This window comes from Streptomyces sp. TP-A0356 (genome assembly GCF_001417775.1).
GTDB lineage: Bacteria > Actinomycetota > Actinomycetes > Streptomycetales > Streptomycetaceae > Streptomyces.
In genome coordinates this window covers 1-22,868 of record NZ_BBZJ01000027.1, presented here as the reverse complement: position 1 = coordinate 22,868, position 22,868 = coordinate 1, and the positions used below count along the sequence as shown (strand labels likewise).

15 protein-coding genes, 1 tRNA gene and 1 riboswitch are annotated in these 22,868 nt (G+C 72.4%); of the genes, 9 read left to right on the top strand and 7 right to left on the bottom strand.

Annotated features, from left to right (window positions below; all coding sequences use genetic code 11):
- Window positions 1-96 precede the first annotated feature (96 nt).
- A complete protein-coding gene (locus ASC56_RS28465; RefSeq protein ID WP_055494447.1) occupies window positions 97-606 on the bottom strand; it encodes a MarR family winged helix-turn-helix transcriptional regulator in 510 nt (169 codons plus the stop codon).
- Between the two features lie 53 nt (window positions 607-659).
- On the opposite strand from ASC56_RS28465, the gene ASC56_RS28460 reads away from it, so the two are divergent.
- The 5 genes from ASC56_RS28460 to ASC56_RS28435 all read left to right on the top strand — a co-directional run bounded on the left by ASC56_RS28460 (window position 660) and on the right by ASC56_RS28435 (window position 6,627).
- A complete protein-coding gene (locus ASC56_RS28460) occupies window positions 660-1,808 on the top strand; it encodes a dihydrofolate reductase family protein (protein WP_055494446.1) in 1,149 nt (382 codons plus the stop codon).
- Between the two features lie 128 nt (window positions 1,809-1,936).
- Window positions 1,937-2,010, top strand: a tRNA-Met gene (locus ASC56_RS28455).
- Window positions 2,011-2,997: 987 nt separating this feature from the next.
- Complete coding sequence (locus ASC56_RS28445; protein ID WP_055494444.1) at window positions 2,998-4,134, top strand: PP2C family protein-serine/threonine phosphatase; 1,137 nt, start codon at window positions 2,998-3,000, stop codon at window positions 4,132-4,134.
- 234 nt (window positions 4,135-4,368) lie between these two features.
- Window positions 4,369-4,526: riboswitch (cyclic di-AMP (ydaO/yuaA leader) on the top strand.
- 11 nt (window positions 4,527-4,537) lie between these two features.
- Window positions 4,538-5,572 carry a M23 family metallopeptidase gene (locus ASC56_RS28440; protein ID WP_055494443.1) on the top strand — a complete coding sequence of 345 codons (1,035 nt, stop codon included), beginning with the start codon at window positions 4,538-4,540 and terminating at the stop codon, window positions 5,570-5,572.
- A 110-nt stretch (window positions 5,573-5,682) separates the two neighbouring features.
- On the top strand, window positions 5,683-6,627 hold the full coding sequence (locus ASC56_RS28435; protein ID WP_055494442.1) for an aldo/keto reductase: 945 nt from the start codon (window positions 5,683-5,685) through the stop codon (window positions 6,625-6,627).
- A gap of 198 nt (window positions 6,628-6,825) precedes the next feature.
- Here the strand turns inward: ASC56_RS28435 and ASC56_RS28430 are convergent, their stop codons facing one another.
- The 4 genes from ASC56_RS28430 to ASC56_RS28415 form a co-directional block, all read right to left on the bottom strand.
- Complete coding sequence (locus ASC56_RS28430; RefSeq protein WP_055494441.1) at window positions 6,826-8,166, bottom strand: PrsW family intramembrane metalloprotease; 1,341 nt, start codon at window positions 8,164-8,166, stop codon at window positions 6,826-6,828.
- Between the two features lie 65 nt (window positions 8,167-8,231).
- Entirely contained in the window at window positions 8,232-9,038 is an 807-nt protein-coding gene (gene trmB, locus ASC56_RS28425; protein ID WP_055494440.1) for a tRNA (guanosine(46)-N7)-methyltransferase TrmB, read from the bottom strand.
- A gap of 625 nt (window positions 9,039-9,663) precedes the next feature.
- Window positions 9,664-10,878 carry an L-2-hydroxyglutarate oxidase gene (gene lhgO / locus ASC56_RS28420; RefSeq protein ID WP_371330308.1) on the bottom strand — a complete coding sequence of 405 codons (1,215 nt, stop codon included), beginning with the start codon at window positions 10,876-10,878 and terminating at the stop codon, window positions 9,664-9,666.
- Between the two features lie 137 nt (window positions 10,879-11,015).
- Entirely contained in the window at window positions 11,016-12,446 is a 1,431-nt protein-coding gene (locus ASC56_RS28415; RefSeq protein WP_055494438.1) for a hypothetical protein, read from the bottom strand.
- A gap of 741 nt (window positions 12,447-13,187) precedes the next feature.
- Here ASC56_RS28415 and ASC56_RS28410 point away from each other — a divergent pair.
- The gene (locus tag ASC56_RS28410) at window positions 13,188-15,272 is read left to right on the top strand and encodes an asparagine synthase-related protein (protein WP_055494543.1); all 2,085 of its coding nucleotides are present in this window, start codon (window positions 13,188-13,190) and stop codon (window positions 15,270-15,272) included.
- A 660-nt stretch (window positions 15,273-15,932) separates the two neighbouring features.
- Here ASC56_RS28410 and ASC56_RS28405 read toward each other — a convergent pair.
- A complete protein-coding gene (locus ASC56_RS28405) occupies window positions 15,933-16,703 on the bottom strand; it encodes a TetR/AcrR family transcriptional regulator (RefSeq protein WP_055494437.1) in 771 nt (256 codons plus the stop codon).
- 381 nt (window positions 16,704-17,084) lie between these two features.
- Here ASC56_RS28405 and ASC56_RS28400 point away from each other — a divergent pair, with 381 nt between their 5' ends.
- Both ASC56_RS28400 and ASC56_RS28395 read left to right on the top strand, forming a co-directional pair.
- On the top strand, window positions 17,085-18,485 hold the full coding sequence (locus tag ASC56_RS28400; protein ID WP_055494436.1) for an NAD(P)/FAD-dependent oxidoreductase: 1,401 nt from the start codon (window positions 17,085-17,087) through the stop codon (window positions 18,483-18,485).
- A gap of 206 nt (window positions 18,486-18,691) precedes the next feature.
- Window positions 18,692-20,344: a SpoIIE family protein phosphatase gene (locus ASC56_RS28395; protein WP_055494435.1), complete on the top strand. Its 1,653-nt coding sequence runs from the start codon at window positions 18,692-18,694 to the stop codon at window positions 20,342-20,344.
- A 105-nt stretch (window positions 20,345-20,449) separates the two neighbouring features.
- On the opposite strand, the gene ASC56_RS28390 is transcribed toward ASC56_RS28395, so the two are convergent.
- Complete coding sequence (locus ASC56_RS28390; protein WP_055494434.1) at window positions 20,450-21,712, bottom strand: MFS transporter; 1,263 nt, start codon at window positions 21,710-21,712, stop codon at window positions 20,450-20,452.
- Window positions 21,713-21,891: 179 nt separating this feature from the next.
- Here ASC56_RS28390 and ASC56_RS28385 point away from each other — a divergent pair, with 179 nt between their 5' ends.
- Window positions 21,892-22,440 (top strand): MarR family winged helix-turn-helix transcriptional regulator, encoded by a 549-nt coding sequence (locus ASC56_RS28385; RefSeq protein ID WP_055494433.1) that lies wholly within the window; start codon window positions 21,892-21,894, stop codon window positions 22,438-22,440.
- Window positions 22,441-22,868 lie beyond the last annotated feature (428 nt).

Below are 22,868 nucleotides of genomic sequence, written 5' to 3'. Positions count from 1 at the left end.
GTCGGAGGGTGCGCCCCATGCTTCAGATTTGAAGCACAACCTCGGTCGGAGACTCTAACCCGTGCTTCAAACTTCAAGCAACTATCTTTAGCGGAGTCACTCCGCGGACGAACGCCGGCGCCATGGCAGCGCGCCGCAGCCGGACTGCTCCTCGTCCCCCTGGAGCGCCTCGGTGATCCGGGTGCAGATCGCCTCCAGCTGGGCCACCTGCTCCGGGTCGAGGTGGTCGAAGACGGATGCGCGGACCGTCTCGACATGGCCGGGTGCCGTGCGCTCCAGAAGTGCCATGCCCGCGTCGGTGAGGACCGCCATGCTGCCGCGCTTGTCGGTCGGGCAACCCTCCCGGCGGACCGTGCCGTCCTTCTCCAGGCGGGTGACGGCGTACGTCAGCCGGCTGCGTGTGATCTTCAGCGTCTCGGCGAGGTCGGTCATCCGCATACGGTGGCCGGGCGCGTCCGAGAGGTTGGCCAGGACGGAGTAGTACAGGTGCGGCATGCCGGCCTCCTGCTGGAGCTGCCGGTCGATCACGTCCTCCAGGAGCCAGGACGCGGCGAGGTAGGAGCGCCACGCGCGCTGTTCCTCGGGGCTGAGCCAGCGGGTCGTCATGCCGCCAGTGTAGTTATTGTTTAAAAGTTGAACCGACCACTGGAGCGGACCCCATGGCCCATCCCTACGTTCTGTTGTCCGCCGCCGTCTCCCTCGACGGCTTCCTGGACGACACCGGGCCCGAGCGGCTCCTGCTGTCCGGACCGGAGGACTTCGACCGGGTCGACGAGGTGCGGGCGGGCAGCGACGCGATCCTCGTCGGCGCGGGCACGCTGCGCACCGACAACCCCCGGTTGCTGGTCAACTCGGCCCGGCGGCGCGCGGCACGGGTCGCCGCCGGGCTGCCGGAGTACCCGCTGAAGGTCACGGTCAGCGCGTCCGGGGACCTCGATCCGGCCGCGCAGTTCTGGCACACGGGCGGCGCCAAGGCCGTCTACACGACCGACAAGGGTGCTGAGCGGCTGCGCGGGCTGCTGCCTGCGGATGTGGAGGTCGTCGCGCTCGGGCCGGACGTGGGGTGGCGGGCGGTGCTCGCTCACCTGGGGGACGTGAAGGGCGTACGGCGGCTGATGGTCGAAGGCGGGGGGCAGGTGCACACACAGCTGCTGCGGCAGGGGCTCGCGGACGAGCTCCAGCTCGCGGTCGCGCCCCTGTTCGTGGGAGAGACGGACGCACCGCGGATGTTCGGGCCGGGGGCGTACCCGCCGGGGCGGATGCGGCTGGTGGAGACACGGCCGGTCGGGGACGTCGTCCTGATGCGGTACGTACCCACGGCGCCCGGCACCGGAGGGCTCCCCTCCGCCGCGGACCGGCGGTGGCTGGAGCTGGCCTGCGAACTCGCCGCGCAGTGTCCGCCGTCGCGGACGGCCTTCAGCGTGGGAGCGGTGATCGTCGCGGCCGACGGTACGGAGCTGGCGCGGGCGCACTCCCGGGAGGGCGGCGACCCCGTGGTCCACGCGGAGGAGGCGGCGCTGGCGAAGCTCGGCGTGGGGGATCCGCGGCTGGCCGGCGCCACGGTGTACAGCAGCCTGGAACCGTGCGCCCGCCGCGCCTCCCGGCCCGCGCCGTGCGCCCGGCTGATCATCGAGGCGGGCGTACGACGGGTGGTGACGGCCTGGCGCGAACCGGACACGTTCGTGACGTCCGCCGACGGGAACGCGGTTCTGTCGGCGGAGGGCGTGGATGTGGTGGTGCTTCCCGAGTACGAGGATCGGGCGAAGGCCCCCAACACCCACCTGCCGGCCCCGCCGCCCCGGCCCTGACGCGGGGGCGCGCCCCCGCGCGCCGCGGGCGGCCGACCCGGTGAACGGCTGGAAATGGCTGGTGAGAGGCGGTGGGCGTAAACCCGTGCGCCTGGTGTCGCGCACATGGCGTACACTGGATTCATCGACGCGGGGTGGAGCAGCTCGGTAGCTCGCTGGGCTCATAACCCAGAGGTCGCAGGTTCAAATCCTGTCCCCGCTACTGACAGCCGAGGGCCGGGATCCGAAAGGGTCCCGGCCCTCGGTGTTTCCATGCCCGCTCCGGTTCCCGCCTCGCCTCAGGGCCCGGCCCACCGTGTTCCGCCCCCCCCGTGCCCGGCGGTCCTTCCTCGCTTACGCCAGTCGGCCCACAGCGGTCGCCCGCCGCCTCACCTGCGGGAAGCCTGGACGGGTGCGGCAGCAAGGAGGCGTGTTGCGGTCCGAGGAGTTGTACGACCAGGAGGCCGGCGGGCGGCGGTCCGCCGCACCGAACGACCGGGCGGGCGGACCGTCCGACCGGCCCGACGACCGGACCCGGGGCCCCTCCGGCGGCCCGCACGGCCGGACGGACACGCGTCTTCCCGGCGACGAGGACCGCTGCGGCGGCCGGTTGCCCGGCGCGGACGAGTGGCCCTGCGGCTGGCCGCCTGACGGGGGCGATGGCGATGGCGACCGCGATGGCGATGGCGATGGCGACTGTGTCCGGTGCGGCGGCCGACGGTGCGGCGCAGGGTACGAACAGTTCGGCGTATACGAACGGCTCGGGGACCGGGGTCGGTCCGGCGACTACGACCGTTGCGGTGACTGCGATCGGTCTGGCGGGTGGTCGTCGGGTGAGGGTGGTCGGTCTGGCGGGTGGTCGTCGGGTGAGGGTGGTCGGTCTGGCGGGTGGTCGTCGGGTGAGGGTGGTCGGTCTGGCGGGCGGTGGTCCGGTGAGGGTGGTCGGTCCGGCGCCCGTCTCCCCGGCGAAGAGGATCGGCCCGGTGGTCGGCGGCACGGCGACGCTGACCGTGACCTGTCCGGTGGTCGGCGGCGCGGTGATGGCGGCCACGAGCAGTCCGCCCGTCGGCGGCCAGGTGAGGCTGACCGTGACCTGTCCGGTGGTCGGCGGCAAGGTGATGGCGGCCATGAGCAGTCCGCCCATCGTCGGCGGCGAAGCGACCGTGGCCGTGATCAGGGCCGGTCCGGTGGCCGGCCGGCCACCGGACCCGTGCACGGCCGCCGGTTCGCAGACGCACGGTCGCCGTATCGCCGTGAGCCCGAGACCCGGCCCATCTCGTACACGTGGGCGTTCCTGCGGGCCCTGCCCTTGCTGCTCATCGTGGCCGGTGCCTGCCACGACTTCTTCACCCCGTCCGACTTCAGGGCCGGGCCCCTCTTCACCGCCGCCCCGCTCGTCGCCGCGCCCCTGTACTCGCTGCGCGGCACCGTTCTCAGCGGCGTGGCCGCCGTCTCCACCGTCCTCGCGGTCCATCTGGGCCTCGGCATCCTGGAGCAGGCCGACGCGGTCACCGAGTCCGTCACCATCGTCACCGTCGCCGTCCTCGCCGTCCTCGTCAACGTGCTGGTGCGCCGCACCCACGCACGTCTGGCCTCCGCCCGTGAGATCGCCGAGGCCGCCCAGCGCGCCGTGCTGCCCGAGCCGGCCGCCCGGATCGGCGGACTCGACATCGCCGCCAGGTACGAGGCGGCGCAGGCCGGTGCCTTCATCGGCGGCGACCTGTACGCCGTCCAGGACTCCCCGCACGGCGTCCGGCTCGTCGTCGGGGACGTGCGGGGCAAGGGCATGGGCGCCGTGGCCGCCGTCGCCGTCGTCATCGGTGCCTTCCGGGAGGCCGCCGAGCAGGAGTCGACGCCGGAGGCCGTCGCCCAGCGCCTGGAGCGGGCGCTGTCGAGGGAGGGCACCCGGCGTGACGGGCTCGACGCCTTCGAGGGCTTCACCACCGCGGTCCTCGCCGAGATCCCGCACGGCGCCGGTGTCGTCCGCATCGTCAACCGGGGCCACCCCGCCCCTCTGCTCCTGCTTCCGGACGGCACCCTGCGTGAGCTGGAGGCCCGCGAGCCCGCGCCGCCGCTCGGCATGGGCGACCTCGGCAGCCTGCCCGACCGCGCGGAGGAGTGGGCCTTCCCGCCCGGGTCGACACTGCTCTTCCACACGGACGGCGTCTCGGAGGCGCGGGACGCGCGCGGCGAGTTCTACGACCCCGTCCACCGCCTCTCCGGCCGTGTCTTCCCCGCCCCCGGCCCCCTGCTGACCGCGGTCACGGAAGAGGTGGCCCGCCACACCGGCGGCCGCGCCACCGACGACATGGCCCTGCTGGCCGTACGCCGTCCCGAGCATCCTTGATCATTGTCACGAGATGTGAGCGAGCAACCCCACTACGCATAACAACTGACACGCCGTCAATACCCGTGGGGTCCCTGGGGTGTGGTCAACTCGCCCGATTTTCGCCGTTCCTGGCATGAAAGTCCTGGCCAAAAGGCAGAAGCGATGTGCCCGAAGAGCTTGGAATCAAGCCTCCGGGTCTATTAACGTTCGATAACGCAGCGCGGTTGTCCCAGCCGTCACAAGAGACGGCTCCGTGCGCGTGTGCCGAATCCCGCGAGGGAGCCGGGGAACCACCACCTTGGGGTGAATCGCACGGATACCGCCGTGGAAGCACGGCAGGTATACGCGCGTAGGAGACCTTCCTGCTCCGAACCCGTCAGCTAACCCGGTAGGCGAGAAGGAAGGAAAGGAGTGCGCCCACGTGGCGTCCAACCGGCCTGCCCAGAGCACCTCGTTCGCGCCGAACGACTCACAGGCGTTCGGCTCCGCACCCGGCACTGACGAGGGCCCCTGGGAGGAGTGGAACCCCACCGAGGAGTCGCTCCGCCCCGTCCGCGGCCGGCACCGCGTCGCCAAGCAGCGCGGCGGCGGACTCGCGCGCAGCTCCACCGTCCTGGGCGTCGGTGTGATGGCCGCCGTCGGCGCGGGTGGCATGGCCACCGCGCAGTCGGGGAAGCCGCCGGTGTCCATATCCATGCCGGACCTCGCCTCGGTCGCGAACTCGGCCAAGGCGCTCATCGGTCAGGACACCCCCGCCCCCAAGGGCTCCGCCACCGCACTGAGCACCGCCGGCCTGACCACCTCGGACGCCGCCGCGGGCTCCCAGGACGCGGGTGAGGCGCTGCGCGCCCGGATCATCCAGCAGGCCGAGTCCCAGCAGGAGCGGGTCACCGCCGCGGCCGCGAAGGCCGCGGAGGCCGCTGCCGCGAAGAAGGCCGCCGCCGCGGCGGCCAAGGCGCGGGACGACGCGGAGGCCAAGGCGGCCGCCGAGAAGAAGAAGGCGGACGAGGAGGCCAAGCAGAAGGCCGAGGCGGCGCGGCTGGCCGAGCTGGCCAAGCAGTACTCGCTGCCGACCTCCTCGTATACCCTGACCTCCCGTTTCGGTGACGCCGGTGCGATGTGGTCCTCCGGCTACCACACCGGTCTCGACTTCGCCGCGCCCACGGGCACACTCATCAAGGCGATCCACAGCGGCACCATCACGTCGGCGGGCTGGGCGGGCGCCTACGGCTACCGCACGATCCTCACCCTCGACGACGGCACGGAGCTGTGGTTCTGCCACCAGTCGTCGATCAGCGTCAGCGCGGGGCAGAAGGTGGCCACGGGCGATGTCATCGGTCGCGTGGGTGCGACCGGAAATGTGACCGGGCCACACCTGCACCTGGAGGTCCACCCGGGCGGCGGAAGCGCGATCGACCCGATGGCATGGCTGCAGGGCAAGGGAATCAACCCCTGACGGCTGCCCCTCCCTGACCCCGGCGGTCCTGGCACACCCCCCCCGACGTCAGGACTGCCGGTCGGGCGACTGCGGAATACAACCTTCCGCAGCGGGCGTTGAGACAGGGCATGACTTCTCTTCGCAAGCTCGGCTCCTCCGACCTCGAGGTCTTCCCCCTCTCCCTCGGCGGCAACGTCTTCGGCTGGACCGCCGACGAGGCCCAGTCCTTCGCCGTGCTCGACGCCTACACGGCGGCGGGCGGCAACTTCCTCGACACGGCCGACTCGTACTCGGCGTGGATCCCCGGCAACCGGGGCGGCGAGTCCGAGACCATCATCGGCAAGTGGGTCAAGGCGCGCGGCAACCGCTCGGACGTCGTCATCGCGACCAAGGTCAGCCAGCACCCCGAGTACCGGGGGCTGACCGCCGCCAACATCAAGGCGGCGGCCGACGCGTCGCTGCGCCGCCTGGACACCGACTACATCGACCTCTACTACACGCACTTCGACAACCCCGAGGTGCCGGTCGAGGAGATCATCGGCGCGCTCGACGAACTGGTGAAGGCCGGCAAGGTCCGCGCCATCGGCGCCTCCAACATCTCCGCCGAGCGCCTCCAGGAGTCTCTCGACTTCTCCGACCGCGAGGACCTGGCGCGGTACGTGGCGCTGCAGCCGCACTACAACCTGGTCTCGCGCGACACCTACGAGGGCGCGCTGCAGGGCGTCGCCTGCCGCGCGGGTCTGGCGGCCGTCCCGTACTACGCGCTCGCGGCCGGCTTCCTGACGGGCAAGTACCGGCCGGGTACGACGGTGGACTCGGCGCGGGCGGAGGGCGCGGGCAAGCACCTGGAGACCGAGCGCGGGCAGCGTGTTCTGGAGGCGCTCGACGAGGTCGCGCGGGCGCGGGGCGCGGAGGTGGCGACGGTGGCCCTGGCGTGGCTGGCGGCCCAGCCGACGGTCGCGGCCCCGATCGCCTCGGCCCGCACCCTGGACCAGCTGCCGGCCCTGCTGGCGGTGGGAGACCTCACCCTGACGGACGAGGAGACGGCGAAGCTGACGACGGCGTCGGCGTGACCACGCCCCGGTCGCCTCACCGCGACGTGACGGCCCCGGCAACCCCGTCACCGCGGCACTGAGCCACGACGGCGGCTACCGGCGGTGCCGCACTTCTGTGAGCGGCACGGCGTTCGCGGCGCCGCCGGTGGCCCGTCACGGGCAGGAGGGCGATCAGCCAGGCGGACCGTGCCCGGCGGTGCCGAACCCGCCGCACCCCTACGAGCGATACGGGTTGTAGCCGGGATACGGCGCCGTCGGGCTGTACTGCGGTGGGCCGTACTGCGGTGGGCCGTACAGCGGCATGTACCCGTACCCGTGCCACACCGGCGGAGCCACCGGGGTCGTGACCCGGGCGGCATGGGCCAGCGCCGGTCGTGCCACGCCCCGTCGCGCCCACAGCGCGGACAGCAGCTCGCTCTCCCGTACGACGAAATCGGCCCCCGCCCGCCCCCGGCGCCCCCGGTGGCGCAGGAACGCCAGCGACGTCGCGTACGCCTCGTACTCCGCGACCGAGCGCGCCGCCGCCTTCCCGAAGTGGTGACGCGCGTACTCCCGGGCCAGCCGCCGTGCCCGCATGGAGCCCAGCACATACGGCTCCACCGGCCCCAGCCACCCGGCCACCGCGTACGCCGGCAACTCCTCCCGCACGGTCCGCAGCTCCCGCTGCCGGGTCCAGATGACCAGCCAGGTCAGCAGCCCGAACGCGGGCACCATGAACGAGGCGTAGACCGCGAAGAACCCGTACTCGCCGAACGACGACGACCCGTTCCACATGGCGTGCATGCCCATGGCGAGCAGCAGTCCGACCACCGGCATCAGCACCCGGCGCACCTGCTGGCGCTCCGCCGACAGCGCGGCGACGCCGAATCCGATCCCGGTGAGCACGGTGAAGAGCGGATGCGCGAAGGGCGACATCACCACGCGGACGAAGAAGGTCGCGGCCGTCACGGACGCCAGCCCGTGCCCCCCGCTCAGCTGGTCCGTGCCGAAGGCCGTGCCCAGGTAGAGGATGTTCTCGGTGAAGGCGAAGCCGGTCGCGGTGACCCCGGCCACCACCACCCCGTCGACGATCCCGGTGAAGTCCCGTCTGCGGAAGAGGAAGACCAGCAGCACGGCCGCGGCCTTCGCGGACTCCTCGACGATGGGCGCGATGACGGTGGCGCCGAGCGTGTCGGCGCTGTTCGGATCGGCGATCGCGGTCGCTATCCAGTGGGTCGCGAAACTGTTCGCGACGATCGCTATGAGCGCGGCCGCGCACGCGCCCCACGCGAAGGCGAAGATCAGGTTCTGCCAGGGCCCGGGCTCGACCCGGTCCAGCCAGCGGAACGCGGCGACGAGCAGTGGCACGGGCAGGACCGCCAGGCCCAGCCCGACCAGGAACCCCTCGGTGCCGGTCTGTTGTCGTACGAGGGCCAGGATGACCAGCCCGGAGAGCGCGAGAAGCGTGATCAGCCCGCCGTAGCGGACCCACCGCCTCTGCCACCAGTGCGCGTGCCCGAGCGCGCCCCCGCCGGCGTGGCCGTCGGGATGCGTCGGATACGGGGGAGGGGTGGCCACGGTATCGACCCTAACGAGGGAGGGGCGGCGCCCGCGACGGTGCCCGATGGGGCCCGCGGGGGCGTTCAGCCGCCGGCGGACGGCTGGTCTCGGTGCTGTACGCGCCGGAACAGCAGGTCGTTCACGACATGGCCCTTGTCCAGTCCCTGGCCCTCGAAACGGGTCAGCGGCCGGAAGGCGGGACGTGCCGCGTACCCGCCGTCGGGCTGTGTGTTCTCGAAGTCCGGGTGCGCGGTGAGCACGTCGAGCATCTGCTCGGCGTACGGCTCCCAGTCCGTCGCGCAGTGCACCAGTGCACCGGGCTTGAGACGGGCGGCGGCGAGCGTGAGGAACTCGGGCTGGATGAGCCGCCGCTTGTGGTGGCGCTTCTTGGGCCAGGGGTCGGGGAAGTAGACGCGCAGGCCGTCGAGGGAGTCGGGTGCGAGCATCTCGCGGAGCAGGATGATCGCGTCGCCGTTCGCGACACGGACGTTGGTCAGTCCGTTCCGGTCGGCGAGATTGAGCAGATTGCCCTGGCCCGGGGTGTGCACATCGACGGCGAGGATGTTGGTGCCCAGGTCGTCGGCGGCCATCTTCGCGGTGGCCTCGCCCATGCCGAACCCGATCTCCAGCACGACCGGGTTGCTGTTCCCGAACAGCTCCCCGAGATCGGGGATGCGATGTCCGTCGATGTCCAGTCCCATGGTGGGCCACAGCCGCTGCAGGGCATCGGCCTGCCCGGCCGTCACCCGGCTGCGGCGGGGCTGGAAGCTCCGGATCCGCCGCTCGAAGTGCGACCCGGCGGGATCGGCCTTCGGCCCGTCGGGGAACCGGGGCTCGCCCTTGCCCCGGCTGTGACGCAGGTGGAGCCCGGGCGCGTGCGAGGTCCCCACCCCTGGGGTACGGCGGCTCGGACCGCCGGAGGCGGCTTCGGAGTCTTCGGAGACGAAGTTGACGGAGTCAGACACAGTGGGACCAATTTTAGGGCCTGCATGACCACGGACCGGCCCGCCGGGGGACCGCCCGACCATCTGCCGTGGGGCCGGTCGCTTCTTGCCGTGGGGTTGCTCGTCTCGTGCTGCGGGGTGGCTCGTGCCTGTGCCGCTGGGCGGCTGTGCCGTCCCGCTCGTCCCTGGGCCGCTGGGCGGCTGGGCGGCTGTGCCGTGCCGCTCGTCCCTGTGCCGATGGGCCGCCCGACCGCTGGGTCGCGGGGCCGCTTGCCCTTCTGCTGGATGACTGCGGTCGGCCTGTCGCCGGACTGCCCGCTCCTTTTGCCGGGGGCTGCTCGTCTCTTGGCGCGGGGTGGCTCGTCCCCTCCGCCGCCGGGCCGCTCGCTTCCTGCCGCCGACCGCGCCCCATGCCACAGACTGGGACCCCTGCCGTCGACCGCCCGCCCCACGCCACAGAGCGGGACCCCTGCCGTCGACCGCCCCCCACGCCACAGGGCTGCTCCACCCCTGCCGCCCCCGGAGCCGTCGCGCCCAAGGCCGCAGCTCGCCCCCGGACCAGCACCGCCCATCACGCCTGGCCCAGCATCGCCAACGCCCTCCGCGCCACCTCCCTCCCGATCGGCAGTGACGCGGTCGCGGCGGGTGAGGGCGCGTTCAGTACGTGGACCGTCCGGGGGCCCTCCCGGATCAGGAAGTCGTCCACCAGTGTCCCGTCGCGCAGCACGGCCTGGGCCCGCACCCCGGCCGGGGCCGGCACGAGGTCGTCCTCCTCGACCCCCGGCAACAGCCTCCGCACCGCCTGGGTGAACGCCCGCTTCGACAGCGACCGCCGCAGCTCCCCCGCCCCGTATCGCCAGTGCCGCCGCGCTATCCGCCAGGAGCCCGGCCACGCCACCGTCGTGGCCAGCTCCCGCGGGCGTACGACCTGCCAGCCGTACCCCTCGCGCGCCAGCGCCGGCACCGCGTTCGGCCCGATGTGCACCTCTGCGTCGATTCCCCGGGTCAGATGCACCCCGAGGAACGGGAACGCGGGGTCCGGCACCGGATACACCAGTCCCTGCACCAGCTCGGGCCGCGCCAGCTCGTAGTACTCGCCCCGGAACGGCACGATCCGCATCCCCGGGTCGTCCCCGGTCAGCCGGGCCACCTCGTCGCAGTGCAGCCCGGCGCAGTTGACCAGCACACGCGCGCGAAGCACCGTGCCGTCGCCCGTCCGCACGGCGACTCCCAGGGACGGGCGACGGTCGATCCGCACGACCTCCGCCCCGTACCGGATATCCGCCCCCGAGGCCTCGCCCAGCTGTCGAGCGACCGCCACGAAGTCGCAGATCCCGGTCGTGCCGACGTGGATGGCCGCCAGTCCCCGCACCTCCGGCTCGTACTCCGCGATCTGGGCCGGGCCCAGCTCCCGTACCGGAATGCCGTTCTCCCGGCCGCGCTGCACGAGCGCGTGCAGGCGTGGCAGCTCCGCACGGTCCGTGGCGACGATCAGCTTGCCGGTGATGGCGTGCGGGATGCCGTACTCCGCGCAGAACTTGATCATCTCGGCGGCGCCCCGCACCGCGTAACGCGCCTTCAGGGAGCCGGGGCGGTAGTAGATCCCGCTGTGGATGACGCCGCTGTTGCGCCCCGTCTGGTGGCGGGCCGGGCCGGGCTCCTTCTCCAGGACCGTCACCCGTGTCCCGGGCGCGGCACGCGTGATCGCATACGCCGTCGACAGGCCGACGATTCCGCCGCCTGTCACCAGCACGTCGCAGTCGTAAGCGATCCGCACCTGCACCACCTCCCGGTTTCGATAGTGCACTGTGCCACTGACAATGCCCTCAAACCCGGGAGGCGCCGGAAGCCGAACAGGTCACGGGGTGCGCCGGACAACCGCGGACGGGCCGGGGCCGTACTACGGCTACGGCCCGTGGGCTCTCAGGCCGGTGCCGGTGCCATCAGCAGCGGCCGTGCGCGCTCCCGCAGCTCCGCCACGCGCGGTTCGTCCCCGTACGGCTCCAGCCGGTGCAGCAGATCCCGCACGTACTCGGTGGTGCGTGCCGACGATATGCGCCCGGCCACCTCGACCGCCCGTACGCCCTGCTCGCAGGCCGCGTCCAGGTTGCCCGACTCCAGTTCGGCGACCGCCGACACGACCAGGCGCAGCCCATGGGAGCGCACGAACTCCTCCGTGGGCCGGGACAGGGCCTGCTCGGTGAAGCGGCGGACCTGGCGGGGCGCCTTGAGGTCGCGGTAGCACTCGGCGGCGTCGGCCGCGAAGCGGTCGTAGGAATAGAAGCCGAGCCAGGACGGGTCGTTGTCGCCGTCGCGGGCCCGCTCCAGCCAGCCCTCGGCGGCCTTCAGGGCCGCGCCGGCCGCCTGGGCGTCACCCGCGCGTGCGTGCGCGCGTGCCTCGACGAGACGGAAGAAGCTCATGGTGCGGGCCGTGGCCAGACCGCGGTTGCGCTCCAGGGCGGCCTGCGCCAGGTCGACGCCCTCGTCGCCGAAGCCGCGGTAGGTCGCCTGGAGCGACATGGAGGCCAGGACGTAGCCCCCCAGGGGCACGTCGGCGGCCGCCCGAGCCAGGCGCAGCGCCTGGATGTAGTAACGCTGGGCTGCCTCCTGCTGGCCCGTGTCGAAGGCCATCCAGCCGGCCAGGCGCGTCAGCTCGGCGCTCGCCCCGAACAGCGCCCGGCCCACTTCGTCCGAGTACGAGCCGAGCAGCAGCGGTGCCGCCTCCACTCGTAAGCACTCGGGCACCATCGACGAACGCCAGTCGCCGCCCCCGTACTTGGAGTCCCAGCGCCTGGCGTCCTCCGCGGCCTCGCGGAGCTTCTGGACATCGCTGTGGCCGACCTTCAGCGGTGCTCCGGACCCGTCACCGGGGCCGGGATCGCGGGCCACCGAGCTGTCGGCCGGGGTTATCAGCCAGCGGGAAGCGGGCGTCGCGTAGGCGCTCACCGCGAAAGATCCGGCCAGCGACTGCCAGATGCCGCCGCTGCCGGCCCGGCGCCCGGCGAGGTCGAGGCGGTACAGCTCCGTCGCCGACCTCACCGCCTGGCCTACGTCCCGGGGGAAGGCGAGGCCCACTTCCGGTGCGGGATCCGCGTCCGCCAGACCGATCTCGTGGAGCGGTACGGGGCGGCCGAGCTTCTGGCCGATGGCCGCCGCGATGAGGTGGGGCGCGGCGCCCTGCGGCACCATGCCCTTCGACACCCAGCGCGCCACCGAGGTCTTGTCGTAGCGAAGTGTCAACCCGCGCTGGGCGCCAAGATCGTTGACGCGTCGGGCGAGTCCTGCGTTGCTGATTCCCGCGAGGGCGAGAACGGCGCCGAGCTTTTCGTTCGGCCCGCGTTGCTCCCTGGACATGCGCCACCCCTCGACACAGACGGCTGCCGCGGCTGTGGCATAACCGCGCGGCATTCGTAAACACAGCGTAGTTCGCCGCATCCCATGCGTTAAGGGGCGTAAATCCGGATGGCGGGATTGTGGTCCGTTGCCGCGGCACGGAGTGTTGCAGCGTGCTACCGGTGTGTGGCCGTGCGCCCGTCCGTGCGCTCTTCTCCGGCCATCGGGGGAGCGGTTCCATGGGTTGTGCGTGGGTCGGCCCGCTGTACTGGATCCAGTGGGCTGGGGGACACCGCCGCCTTCATCCCCGCGGGCGGCGGACCGGTCCGGGAGGCGAACTCCGCCTCCCGGACTGTGCGTTGCGCAGGGCCTGTACGGAGCGTGTGCAACCTTGGCCGTGCGATGGCGATTTGGCCGAAAATCGACGGCGGATTCCGGAGGCGATCAAGGCTCCCACCACGACTCTTGAGGGCGCGAAGGGCGTTCTGAGGGAGCGTATCGGGGGCGCATTCGCGTCGCTGCATCGCCCCGACCGCCGTGCCCGAAGCGGCGGTTCACCGGCTCAGCAGTGGCTCTCCGGTGGTCGTTCGCCTCATGGGCACCCCCACCGGTGTCGGCGCGTTCGTTCGGCGCACTGGCGATCCGCAAGGGCGCTTTCCGGGGCGCGCAACGCGTGGCACACGCCCTCCGGTGCGCGTTCTTCGTGGCAGCATGGAGCCGTTCGTACGGTGCACTGGTTGTCCACAGCCTGTGGAGGCGTCGATGCGGTGGTTGGTGGGATGGAGCAGCACCGCCGCTGGAGCCGCCCAGCCAGGATCGGCCGGAGCCACCGGACACGACGGCGAGACCGTGCACCCCGTGGGGTCCCAGCTGCTGTGGGGCGACCCCGATCCGCTGTGGGCCGTCGGCGACTGGCGCCCCGACGAGGTGCGCGTCCTGAAGGCCGACGCGCAGACCCGGATCGCGGTCCTGGGCACGTGCGGGGCCTCCGACGAACAGCTGCGCGTCGGTCTGTTCGCCGCCCGCGGAGGGGCACTTCGCCATCTGACCGCCTGGTCGGGCAGCTACACCGCCGTCGTCCAGGTGGGGCGCAGGATCACGGTGTGCGGCGATCTCGCGGGCGCACGGCCGGTGTTCTACACCCCCTGGGCGGGCGGCACGGCATACGCGACCGCCGCGCTCCCCCTCGCCGATCTCATCGAGGCGAACCTGGACTTCGGGCATCTGGCGGCCCTTCTCGCCGCACCCGACGTACCGGCCGCGGTGCACGACTCGACGCCCTACGAGGGCGTACGGCGCATCCCGCCGGGACACGCACTCGTCCTGCGCGCGGGAGCGCGCGAGATCGCCGGGTACGAACCGGTCGCCTCCCTCGCGGTCGCGGCGCCCCCGGCGGACCCGGCCGCCGCGGTGGACGCGGTGCGCGACGCCCTCGTCGACGCCGTACGCGTGCGTCTGGCGGCACCCCGGCACGTCCCGGGCGCCGACATCGACCCCGGGCCCGTCCCCGGAATGGGCCCGGCGGAACGCCGCGCCGCGCGCGGGATGCCCGTCCCCGGAATCGGAGCGGACCTCTCCGGAGGGCCGGCCTCGGGCACGCTGGCACTGCTCGCGGCCGGACTGCCCGGGATGCCCGGGACGATCCTCGGACACGGCACCGGAGCCGGTGAACGCCTGCTGGCCGTCACCTTCAACGACCTCGCCGTCAGGGGCCGCGAGTCCGAGATGGAGCGGGCCGGCACGCTGGCGGCCAATCCCCGTCTGCACCACGTGGTGGTGACCGGCGGAGAAGAAGTACTCCCCTACGCCGATCTGGAGGGCCCGCTGACGGACGAGCCGGGCGCGTCCCTGGTGTCGGCGGCCAGACACCGCGCCCGGCTGGCGTCGGGGAGCGCGGACCACTTCACGGGCTACGGCGCGCGCCAGGTCCTGGACGCGCACCCGGCCCGTCTCGCCGACCTGCTGATGGACCGCAAGCGACGCCATCTGGTGCGCCCGGTGGCGGCGTTGGCGAAGGCGGACGGCTCGGTGATGGTCTCCGCGCGCGTGTACGGCGCGGCGCGCAAACTGGCCCGCACGCCCTACCGGGCCGGCGTCGACGGACTCGCCGACCGGCTGATGCAGCGGCGGTTCGAGGAGCCCGGGGGCGCCGTGGGAGCGTCGCTCGCCGCCCTCACCTGGGCGAGACCGGGGCCCGCGGCGCGCTGGCTGACCGGTGAGGCCCTCGCTGAAGTATCGGTTCGTCTCCAAGGAGCCGGGAGCCGGCCGGGGGTCGGTCCGGGGCAGCGCCCGGGCGACTTCCGCGCGCGTGCGGCGCTGGCGAGGCACGCGGCGGATCTCCGAGTCCTGGAACAGGCCGCCGAGATCCGCTCCCAGCGGCTGCACGCGCCGTTCCTGGACAACCAGGTCGTCCGCGCGTGCCGTGAGCTTCCCGAGGCCCTGCGGGTCCAGCCGGGGGCGCGGGCGGCGATCCTGCGCGCGGTTCTGGAGGGCGCGGGCGTCGGCCCCCTGCCGCCGGGCTGGGGCGCCCCCTCGCACGCGTCCTCGACGGCCGCGGCCCGCACGGGCGTGCGGCTGGCGGCGGATTCCCTGGTGGCCCTGTTCGCCACCCCGCTTCTGGCGGAGGCGGGCCTGGTGGAGGCCCGGGTGGTGCGCAAGGCGGTACGGTCCGCGGCGGACGGCGCCCCGCTCCCCCTGGACGGCCTCGCGGACCTGGTCTCCCTGGAACTGTGGCTGCGCCGTCTGCTGGCCCGCCGCGGCACCTGCTGGACAGGCACGCCGGCCCGGGCCCGCGCGGTACCTGCGGGCATCTCGGCACGGGGCAGGGCGTTGGGGGCCGGGGCGTAACGGCGGCCGCTGCCCGCCGTAGCAGCTTCAGCGGCGAGCCGCAGCGCCGCCGGGCGGCACGGGTGGGCGCTGCGGCACCCGTCGGCACCGGGCCGCGATGTGGGAGTGGCCCAGCGCCGCCGTCACGCGGAGCGCCTCGGGGCAGGGAGCCCAGCCGAAGGAGCCCGGCCGAGCGATCCGGGCCGAGGGATCCGGGCCGCCACCGAGTGGGCCGGGCGCCCCGGCTACGAGTAGAGGAACCGCGCCTTTGTCCAGTCCGCGAGCCTCGCGGAGCCGAGCGGGGCGTGGGGCTCGCGGACCAGCCGGACCGTCCTGTGCCCGGCGAGCCCGACATGGCCCGGCGCCGCCCGCCGGTCGCCCCCGACAGGCGGCGACCGGACGGGGGCGGAGCGCGCCGCGTGGACGCGCGCCTATCCACGCTGACGCGCACCGACGCGGTACCTGTGCCCCCGGTCGGGAACGGTGAACGGCCCTGCCCGAGGGCGGAGATCGCCGGAAGGGGCGACGGACGACGACGGCGACCTCCCATTCGCGGACGCGACCCCCGGTCACGGGCACGTCCGCAAGCAACTCACCACGCCGCGCCGACACGCGGACGGCGCTGCGCCCGCGTTCGGAGACCTCCGCCGTAGCTGCCCGGCCTCGGAGGGTTCGTCCGTCTCAGGCCGGCCGTGACCGCAGCCCCTCCAGAAGGATGTCGAGCAGCCGGGTCGAGGCCGCCGCCTGCTGGGCGGCGTCCGGCAGCGAGGGTGCCGCAGTCGCGATCACGAGCAGCACGTCCGCCACGGTGACGTCCAGCCGCAGTTCACCCGCCGCGCGGGCCCGCTCCACGAGCTGTCCGACGACCTCCAGCAGCGTCGCCGCACCCGCATCGTCGGCGTCCGGTGAGGGCCGCTGTCCGACGAGCCGCAGTTCGGTGGCCGACTGGGTCCGCTGCTGCGGCACCCGGGCCTCGTCCACCAGCACCGGCTCCGGACCCTCGGCCCCTTCCTCCTCGGCGACGCCCACCCGCAGCACCTGCGGCGGCAGCAACCGCCCCGCGCCCGAGGCCACCGACGTCCGCAGAAAGCGCGAGAGAGCCGACCACGGCTCGTCCTCCTGGCCGAGCGCCTCCCTGGCCTGGTCGGTGAGCCGGGAGGTCTCCTCCTCGGCTATCCGCCGCACCAGGACGTCCTTGCTCGGGAAGCGCCGGTACACCGTGCCGACGCCGACCCGCGCGCGCCGTGCCACGTCCTCCATCGGCGCGCCGTACCCCGACTCGCCGAACACCTCGCGCGCCGCGCGCAGTACGTGTTCCAGGTTGCGCTGTGCGTCCACGCGCAGCGGTGTCGCCCGCGACCCGTCCTGCCGTCCGTTCCCCGCCGCCGCGCTCACCGCGCCGGTCGGTGCGACGGCGGACGTGGACGACCAATGCGAATCCTGAATGTGCATAAGCGTTCCCCCGGTAATGACGTCTCCCCCCGGAGACTTTCCCCGCCATTGGAAGCCGGAGCGTACGGAACGAGCGTCGTACGTGACCGGGCCCGCCCGTCGCGGACCCATCGAGCGCATCCCCCTTACACCCCGTCGACACACGAACATAGTTGAGCGGGGGTCAATTCAGAAGGGGCAGGTTCCGCACGGAGCGCCCCCCGATCGGAGTACGAGTCGGTTAAGTCCCGATTGCGCCCCCGAATGTCACCCCGCGTACACCCACTGACCTGCGATCCTTCCGCGCACTCCGGCAATTCGGCCAACCCTGTGCCACGCCGCCCTCCCGTCACACTATTTGCCGGGGCTGTGGACAAACCCCGGCGTCGGGTGCGTCATGGGATGGTGACGGCTGCAATCCATCGGGGAACGCCCCCCGATCCCCGGAACTGTGTGCGCATCCTCATCGTCGGCGGCGGCTACGTCGGTCTGTACACGGCCCTGCGCCTGCAGCGGAGACTGAAGAGGGAACTCGGGCGGGGCGAGGCCGAGATCGTGGTGGTCTCGCCCGACCCGTACATGACCTACCAGCCATTCCTGCCCGAAGCGGCCGCCGGGGCCATCTCGCCGCGCCACGTGGTCGTCCCGCTGCGCCGGGTCCTGGAGGCCTGTCACGTGCTCATCGGGGAGGTCACGGCCGTCGACCACGCCAAGCGGACAGCCACCATCGCCACGCTCGCCACCGAGGAGAGCGGCCGGACGGAGCAGCTCTCGTACGACGAACTGGTATTCGCCCCGGGATCCATCTCGCGCACGCTCCCGATCCCCGGTCTCGCCGACCACGGCATCGGCTTCAAGACCCTCGAAGAGGCCATCGGCCTGCGCAACCACGTCATCGAGCAGATGGACATCGCATCCTCCACCCGCGACCCCGCGATCCGCGACGCGGCCCTCACCTTCGTCTTCGTGGGGGGCGGATTCGCCGGCGTGGAGGCGCTCGGCGAACTGGAGGACATGGCCCGCTACGCCGCGCGCTACTACCACAACGTGAAACCCGAGGACATGAAGTGGATCCTCGTGGAGGCCTCCGACCGCATCCTTCCCGAGGTGGGCGAGGAGATGGGCCGGTACACGGTCACCGAGCTGCGCCGCCGCAACATCGACGTACGCCTCGAAACCCGCCTGCAGTCGTGCGCCGACCGGGTCGCCGTCCTCTCCGACGGCGCCCGCTTCCCCACGCGTACGGTCGTGTGGACCGCCGGCGTGAAGCCGCACCCGGTCCTCGCCGCCACCGACCTGCCGCTGAACGGACGCGGGCGCCTGAAGTGCACCCCGCAGCTGACCGTGGACGGCGTCACGCACGCGTGGGGCGCGGGAGACGCGGCCGCAGTCCCCGACGTCACCGCCCCTGAGCCCGGCGCGGAGACCGCCCCCAACGCCCAGCACGCGGTGCGCCAGGCCAAGGTCCTCGGCGACAACATCGTGCACGCGTTGCGCAAGGAGCCCCTGGAGACGTACGCCCACAAGTACGTCGGTTCGGTCGCGTCCCTGGGGCTGCACAAGGGCGTCGCCCATGTCTACGGGCGCAAGTTGAAGGGCTACCCTGCCTGGTTCATGCATCGCGTGTACCACCTGAGCCGGGTGCCGACCTTCAACCGCAAGGCGCGTGTGCTGGCCGAATGGACCCTGGCGGGGCTCTTCAAGAGGGAGATCGTCTCCCTCGGTTCACTCGAACATCCCCGTGCGGAGTTCGAACTGGCGGCCGGTGGAAAGCCTTCAGTAGACCCGAAGGGGTCGTCCTGACCGGACCGAGGAACTCCGCCGGAACCACCGACGTCTGACGGATATCGGTCCGGTCGGCCAGACTGGTCCACGACCGTGGGCGGGCCGACCCCCGCCCCGACGCATCCATCAGGCTTTCCCCACTGCGCACACCCCGGGGGCAGGCCCCGGGACCCCCGACCGGATCCGGAGCCGGCCGGAGACGACAACGACGAGGCAAGGAATCGGTGAACTTCACGCGCTGGAGCGCCCGGCTCCCCGGAACGCAGCGCCGCGCCGCAGCGCGGACCGAGCACGCGGTCTCCCCGGACCGGCGGGGGGAAGGCTCCGTACCCGCGGCCCGCGCCGAGCGGCTCACCGACGACACGCCGAGCGTGCCCGCCGTCGAGGAGCTGTCGGTGCGCGAGGTCCTGGACCGTGTCCCGGCCCTCGTGGCCCTAGTGCACGGCCCCGACCATCGCACCGCGTACGTCAACGACGCCTATGCGGCTGCCTTCGGCACCCGCCCGGTGGGCGAACCCGCTCGCGAGGCACTGCCCGAGCTGGCGGAACTCGGTCTTCTTCCGCTCCTGGACCAGGTACTGCGCAGCTCGAAGCCGCGCACGGTCAAGTCCCGCAAGGCGCCCGGCGGCCGCTCGTACACGTTCACGTGCACGCCGGTGGACGTCCCCGGCGACAAGGCCAGAGGCGTGCTGATCTTCGCGGCCGACGTCACCGACCACGCCGACGCCGCCGAACGGCTGCGCGCCAGCGAGCGCGAGCAGCGCGAGACCGCGGTGACCCTGCAGCGTTCGCTGCTGCCCCAGGAGCTGGAGCAGCCCGACGACCTGCGCATCGCCGCCACCTACCGGCCCGGCGGCACGGAGGCGGCGGTCGGCGGCGACTGGTACGACGTGATCACCCTCGGCGGCGGGCGCACCGCCCTGGTCATCGGGGACGTGATGGGCAGGGGAGTACGGGCGGCCGCGGTGATGGGCCAGCTCCGTACGGCCGTCCGCGCCTACGCCCGCCTCGATCTGCCTCCGCACGAGGTGCTCCAGCTCCTCGACGGCCTCGCCATGGAGATCGACCCCAACCAGATCGCGACCTGTGTGTACGCCGTCCACGACCCGAACGAGGGCCGGCTGGTGTACGCCTCGGCGGGCCACCTCCCGATCCTGGTCCGCGACGAGCGCGGCAACGTCCTGCGCGCCGACGAGCCCACCGGCCCGCCACTGGGCACCGGTGGCTGGATGCACGCTTCGGGCTCGGTGCCGCTGGGGCCCGGCTCCACGGCCGTCCTCTACACGGACGGCCTGGTCGAGCGTCGGGACGCCGATCTGGACGAGGGCATCGCGGCCCTGGAGAGCGCGCTGGCGGGCGCCACGGGGACCCCTCAGGTGATCTGTGACCGTCTGGTGCGCTCGGCGGGAGTCACGGCGGGTCACGACGACGACGTGGCGGTCCTGGTCCTCCAGCACCCGTCGCGTACGGGCCCGGACGGCGACCTCTTCCGTAACGCAGCCCTGGAGCTGCTGGGCGGTGTGGAGGCGGCCCCACGCGCGCGTGCGTTCGCCTCCGGTGTGCTGACGAGCTGGCGCTTCCCGCCCGATCTGCACGATCTGGGGGTGCTGGCGGCGAGCGAACTGGTCGCGAACTCGCTGCAGCACGGCACACCACCGATGAGACTGCGCCTCCGTCGCACGGACCGCCGACTGATCATCGAGGTGACGGACGGGGACGACCACCTGCCCCGCCGCCGCCGCGCGGAACCGGCCGACGAGGCGGGCCGGGGCATCGCGATCGTGGCGACGATCGCCTCCAACTGGGGATCCCGCCGGACGCCTGGCGGCGGCAAGGCGGTGTGGTGCGAGTTCGCCCTGCCACGGCGAACGGACTAGCAGGGGGGACGTAGCTCCCGCGGGAGATCGGCGGGGCCGAGCCCCTGGAGGACGGGACGGGACGGGACGGGACGAGGCGGGGGCGGAAACTCCCCCCCGGCCCCGTCAGACGCGCGCCGGCGCAGGCTCCGCCGACGTACCCCTCTGCGCCACCACCCGGCTCCTCGCCGACGACGGCTGGTTCTGCCCCGGAGTGAGCTCCCGCCCGAGCCTCAGCGCCAGAAACGTGATGCCCAGCGAGCACAGCAGGAACGTCACGACGTACGGGGCGGGCAGCGACGCGGCGAGGGGACCCCCGACCGCCGGCCCCACCGCGAGCGCGAGCTGCTTCACCAGGGCGAAGGCCGAGTTGTACTGACCCGCCATTCCCGCCGGAGCGAGATCGGCGACCAGCGGCGCGACGGTAGGGGAGAGCATCGCCTCGCCGAGACCGAACAGCGCGTACGTCGAGACGAACGCGGCGGTCGCCATGGTCCGGCTGCCGTGCCCCAGTCCCGCATACGCCGCGGCGACCCAGGCGACGGCCCAGATGAGCCCGACCCCCGCGATCACCTGCGACCGCTTGCGCCGCTCGACGAACTTCAGCACGGCGAACTGCGCGACCACGATCATCGCCGTGTTCGCCGCCAGCGCCGTACCCAGCGCGGACGTCGAGATCCCGGCCGCCTCGACGCCGTACGCGCTCAGGCCCGACTCGAACTGGCCGTAGCAGGCGAAGAACAGCACGAAGCCCAGCACGCACAGCTGCACCATGGCGCGGTTGCCCAACAACTGCTTCCAGCTCGCCCCGCCGCTCTGCGGAACGGCAGTCTCGATCTGCGGCGCGTGCGGTATCCGTATGGTCGCCATGAGGACGACGAGCAGCACGAAGATCGCGGCCTCGATGGCGAACAGCAGGGTGAAGGAAGCGGCGCGCGAGGCGTCGACCAGATGGCCGCCGATCAGGCCCCCGATACCGAGCCCCAGGTTCTGCAGGAAGAACTGCAGGGCGAAGGCCCGTGACCGTGTCTGGGTGGTGGAGCAGTCCACGATCATCGTCGCCAGCGCCGGCTGCATCACGGCCTGCCCGGCACCGAGCAGGGCCGCCGACAGCAGCACAGTCGCCGCACTGCCCGCCAGCCCGAGGCTCAGCGCGCCGAGGGCGGCGGCGACCAGAGCGGCGAGCAGCACCAGCAGCGGGCCGCGCCGGACGATGGCCCGTCCGGCCAACGGCAGCACGACGAGAGCGGCCACGGCGAAGACGGCGAGTACGAGTCCCGCCGTCGTGGCGCCGAGATCCCGCACCTGCGCCACATAGACGTACAGATACGGAACGGTGAAGCCGAGGCCGAACGCGCTGAGTGCGTTGCCCACGTGGATCCGGCGCATCGCTGCGCCCTTCGCCCTGGTCACGTTCACCTTCCTCAGGAGGAGGGCCCGCCAGGGTTCGACCCATGGGTCTTACCTCTGAAGCGATTAGCCCTGAAGACTTCGAAGCTAAAGTTAGATCCTAAACAGTACACTGTGAAGGACTTCGAAGCCAACCGAGCGCGTGCCATACTGCGCTCATGGGCGACACCCCCGGCGTCAGCGAGCCGACCCTCGACGAACAGATCGCCGCCTACCAGCGCGAGTTCCGGGACCTGGACCCCCAGGTCGAGAAGATCGTCTCGGCGCTGTCCCGGCTCAACCGCAGGATGAACGTCGCCTACGGCCGCCAGACCGCCGATCTCGGCATCAGCAACGCCGAGTGGGAGGTCCTCAAGGCCCTCGTCCTGTCCGGCGCGCCCTACCGCATGGGCCCGAGCGACCTGGCCAAGCGGCTCGGCCTGACGCCGGCCGCGATGACCCACCGCATCGACCGCATGGTGAGCGAGGGTCTGGTCACCCGGGAGCGCGACGAGGCCAACCGCGTTCGGGTGATCGTGGAGCTCACCGCGGAGGGCCGCGAGAAGTGGCTGGAGGCCATGCGTCTCGCCACGGTGTTCGAGGAAGACCTCCTCCAGGACCTCTCCCCCGAGGAGCGCACCGCGCTGGGCGAGGTGCTCACCCGTCTGCTGCGACGTGTGGAGCACGCCCAGCCCGACGCCGGGGGCCGTCTCAGCGACCTGGACTGACGTCGACGGAGGTTTGGCGCCGGGCCACCCTGGGGAGGCTTGACAGTCCACCCGCCGATCCGTAAAGTTCTCCGGGTTGCCACGGAGCCGTAACGGTTCTCCGGCAGCACCTCCAGCCGCAGCAGCGGCACCAAACCACTCAGCGCGATCTCCCGACGGGGTCGAATTCGGCGTGTCCGAATTCAATTCCGATTCGGGTTCGGCGTCCCCGATCCACTCGATTTGGGAATCGCCGGAGAGATCCGCTAGGGTTTGGGACGTCGGAACGGCCCAAGGGCCGCGAGGACAAACCCGGTTGACTGGGAGTCAGGCCCGAAGGGAACTGAGGGATCTGATAGAGTCGACAACGCCGGAAAGGGAAACGCGAGAGCGGGAACCTGGAAAGCGCCGAGGAAATCGGATCGAGAAGATCTGATAGAGTCGGAGAC

Excerpts from the sequence above, each read along its gene's own strand:
- ASC56_RS28385 (WP_055494433.1), top strand. The coding sequence starts at position 21,892 with ATGGGCGACACCCCCGGCGTCAGCGAGCCGACCCTCGACGAACAGATC.
- ASC56_RS28460 (WP_055494446.1), top strand. The coding sequence starts at position 660 with ATGGCCCATCCCTACGTTCTGTTGTCCGCCGCCGTCTCCCTCGACGGC.
- ASC56_RS28400 (WP_055494436.1), top strand. The coding sequence starts at position 17,085 with ATGGTGACGGCTGCAATCCATCGGGGAACGCCCCCCGATCCCCGGAAC.
- ASC56_RS28410 (WP_055494543.1), top strand. The coding sequence starts at position 13,188 with ATGCGGTGGTTGGTGGGATGGAGCAGCACCGCCGCTGGAGCCGCCCAG.
- ASC56_RS28390 (WP_055494434.1), bottom strand. The coding sequence starts at position 21,712 with ATGCGCCGGATCCACGTGGGCAACGCACTCAGCGCGTTCGGCCTCGGC.
- ASC56_RS28415 (WP_055494438.1), bottom strand. The coding sequence starts at position 12,446 with ATGTCCAGGGAGCAACGCGGGCCGAACGAAAAGCTCGGCGCCGTTCTC.
- ASC56_RS28465 (WP_055494447.1), bottom strand. The coding sequence starts at position 606 with ATGACGACCCGCTGGCTCAGCCCCGAGGAACAGCGCGCGTGGCGCTCC.
- ASC56_RS28435 (WP_055494442.1), top strand. The coding sequence starts at position 5,683 with ATGACTTCTCTTCGCAAGCTCGGCTCCTCCGACCTCGAGGTCTTCCCC.
- ASC56_RS28405 (WP_055494437.1), bottom strand. The coding sequence starts at position 16,703 with ATGCACATTCAGGATTCGCATTGGTCGTCCACGTCCGCCGTCGCACCG.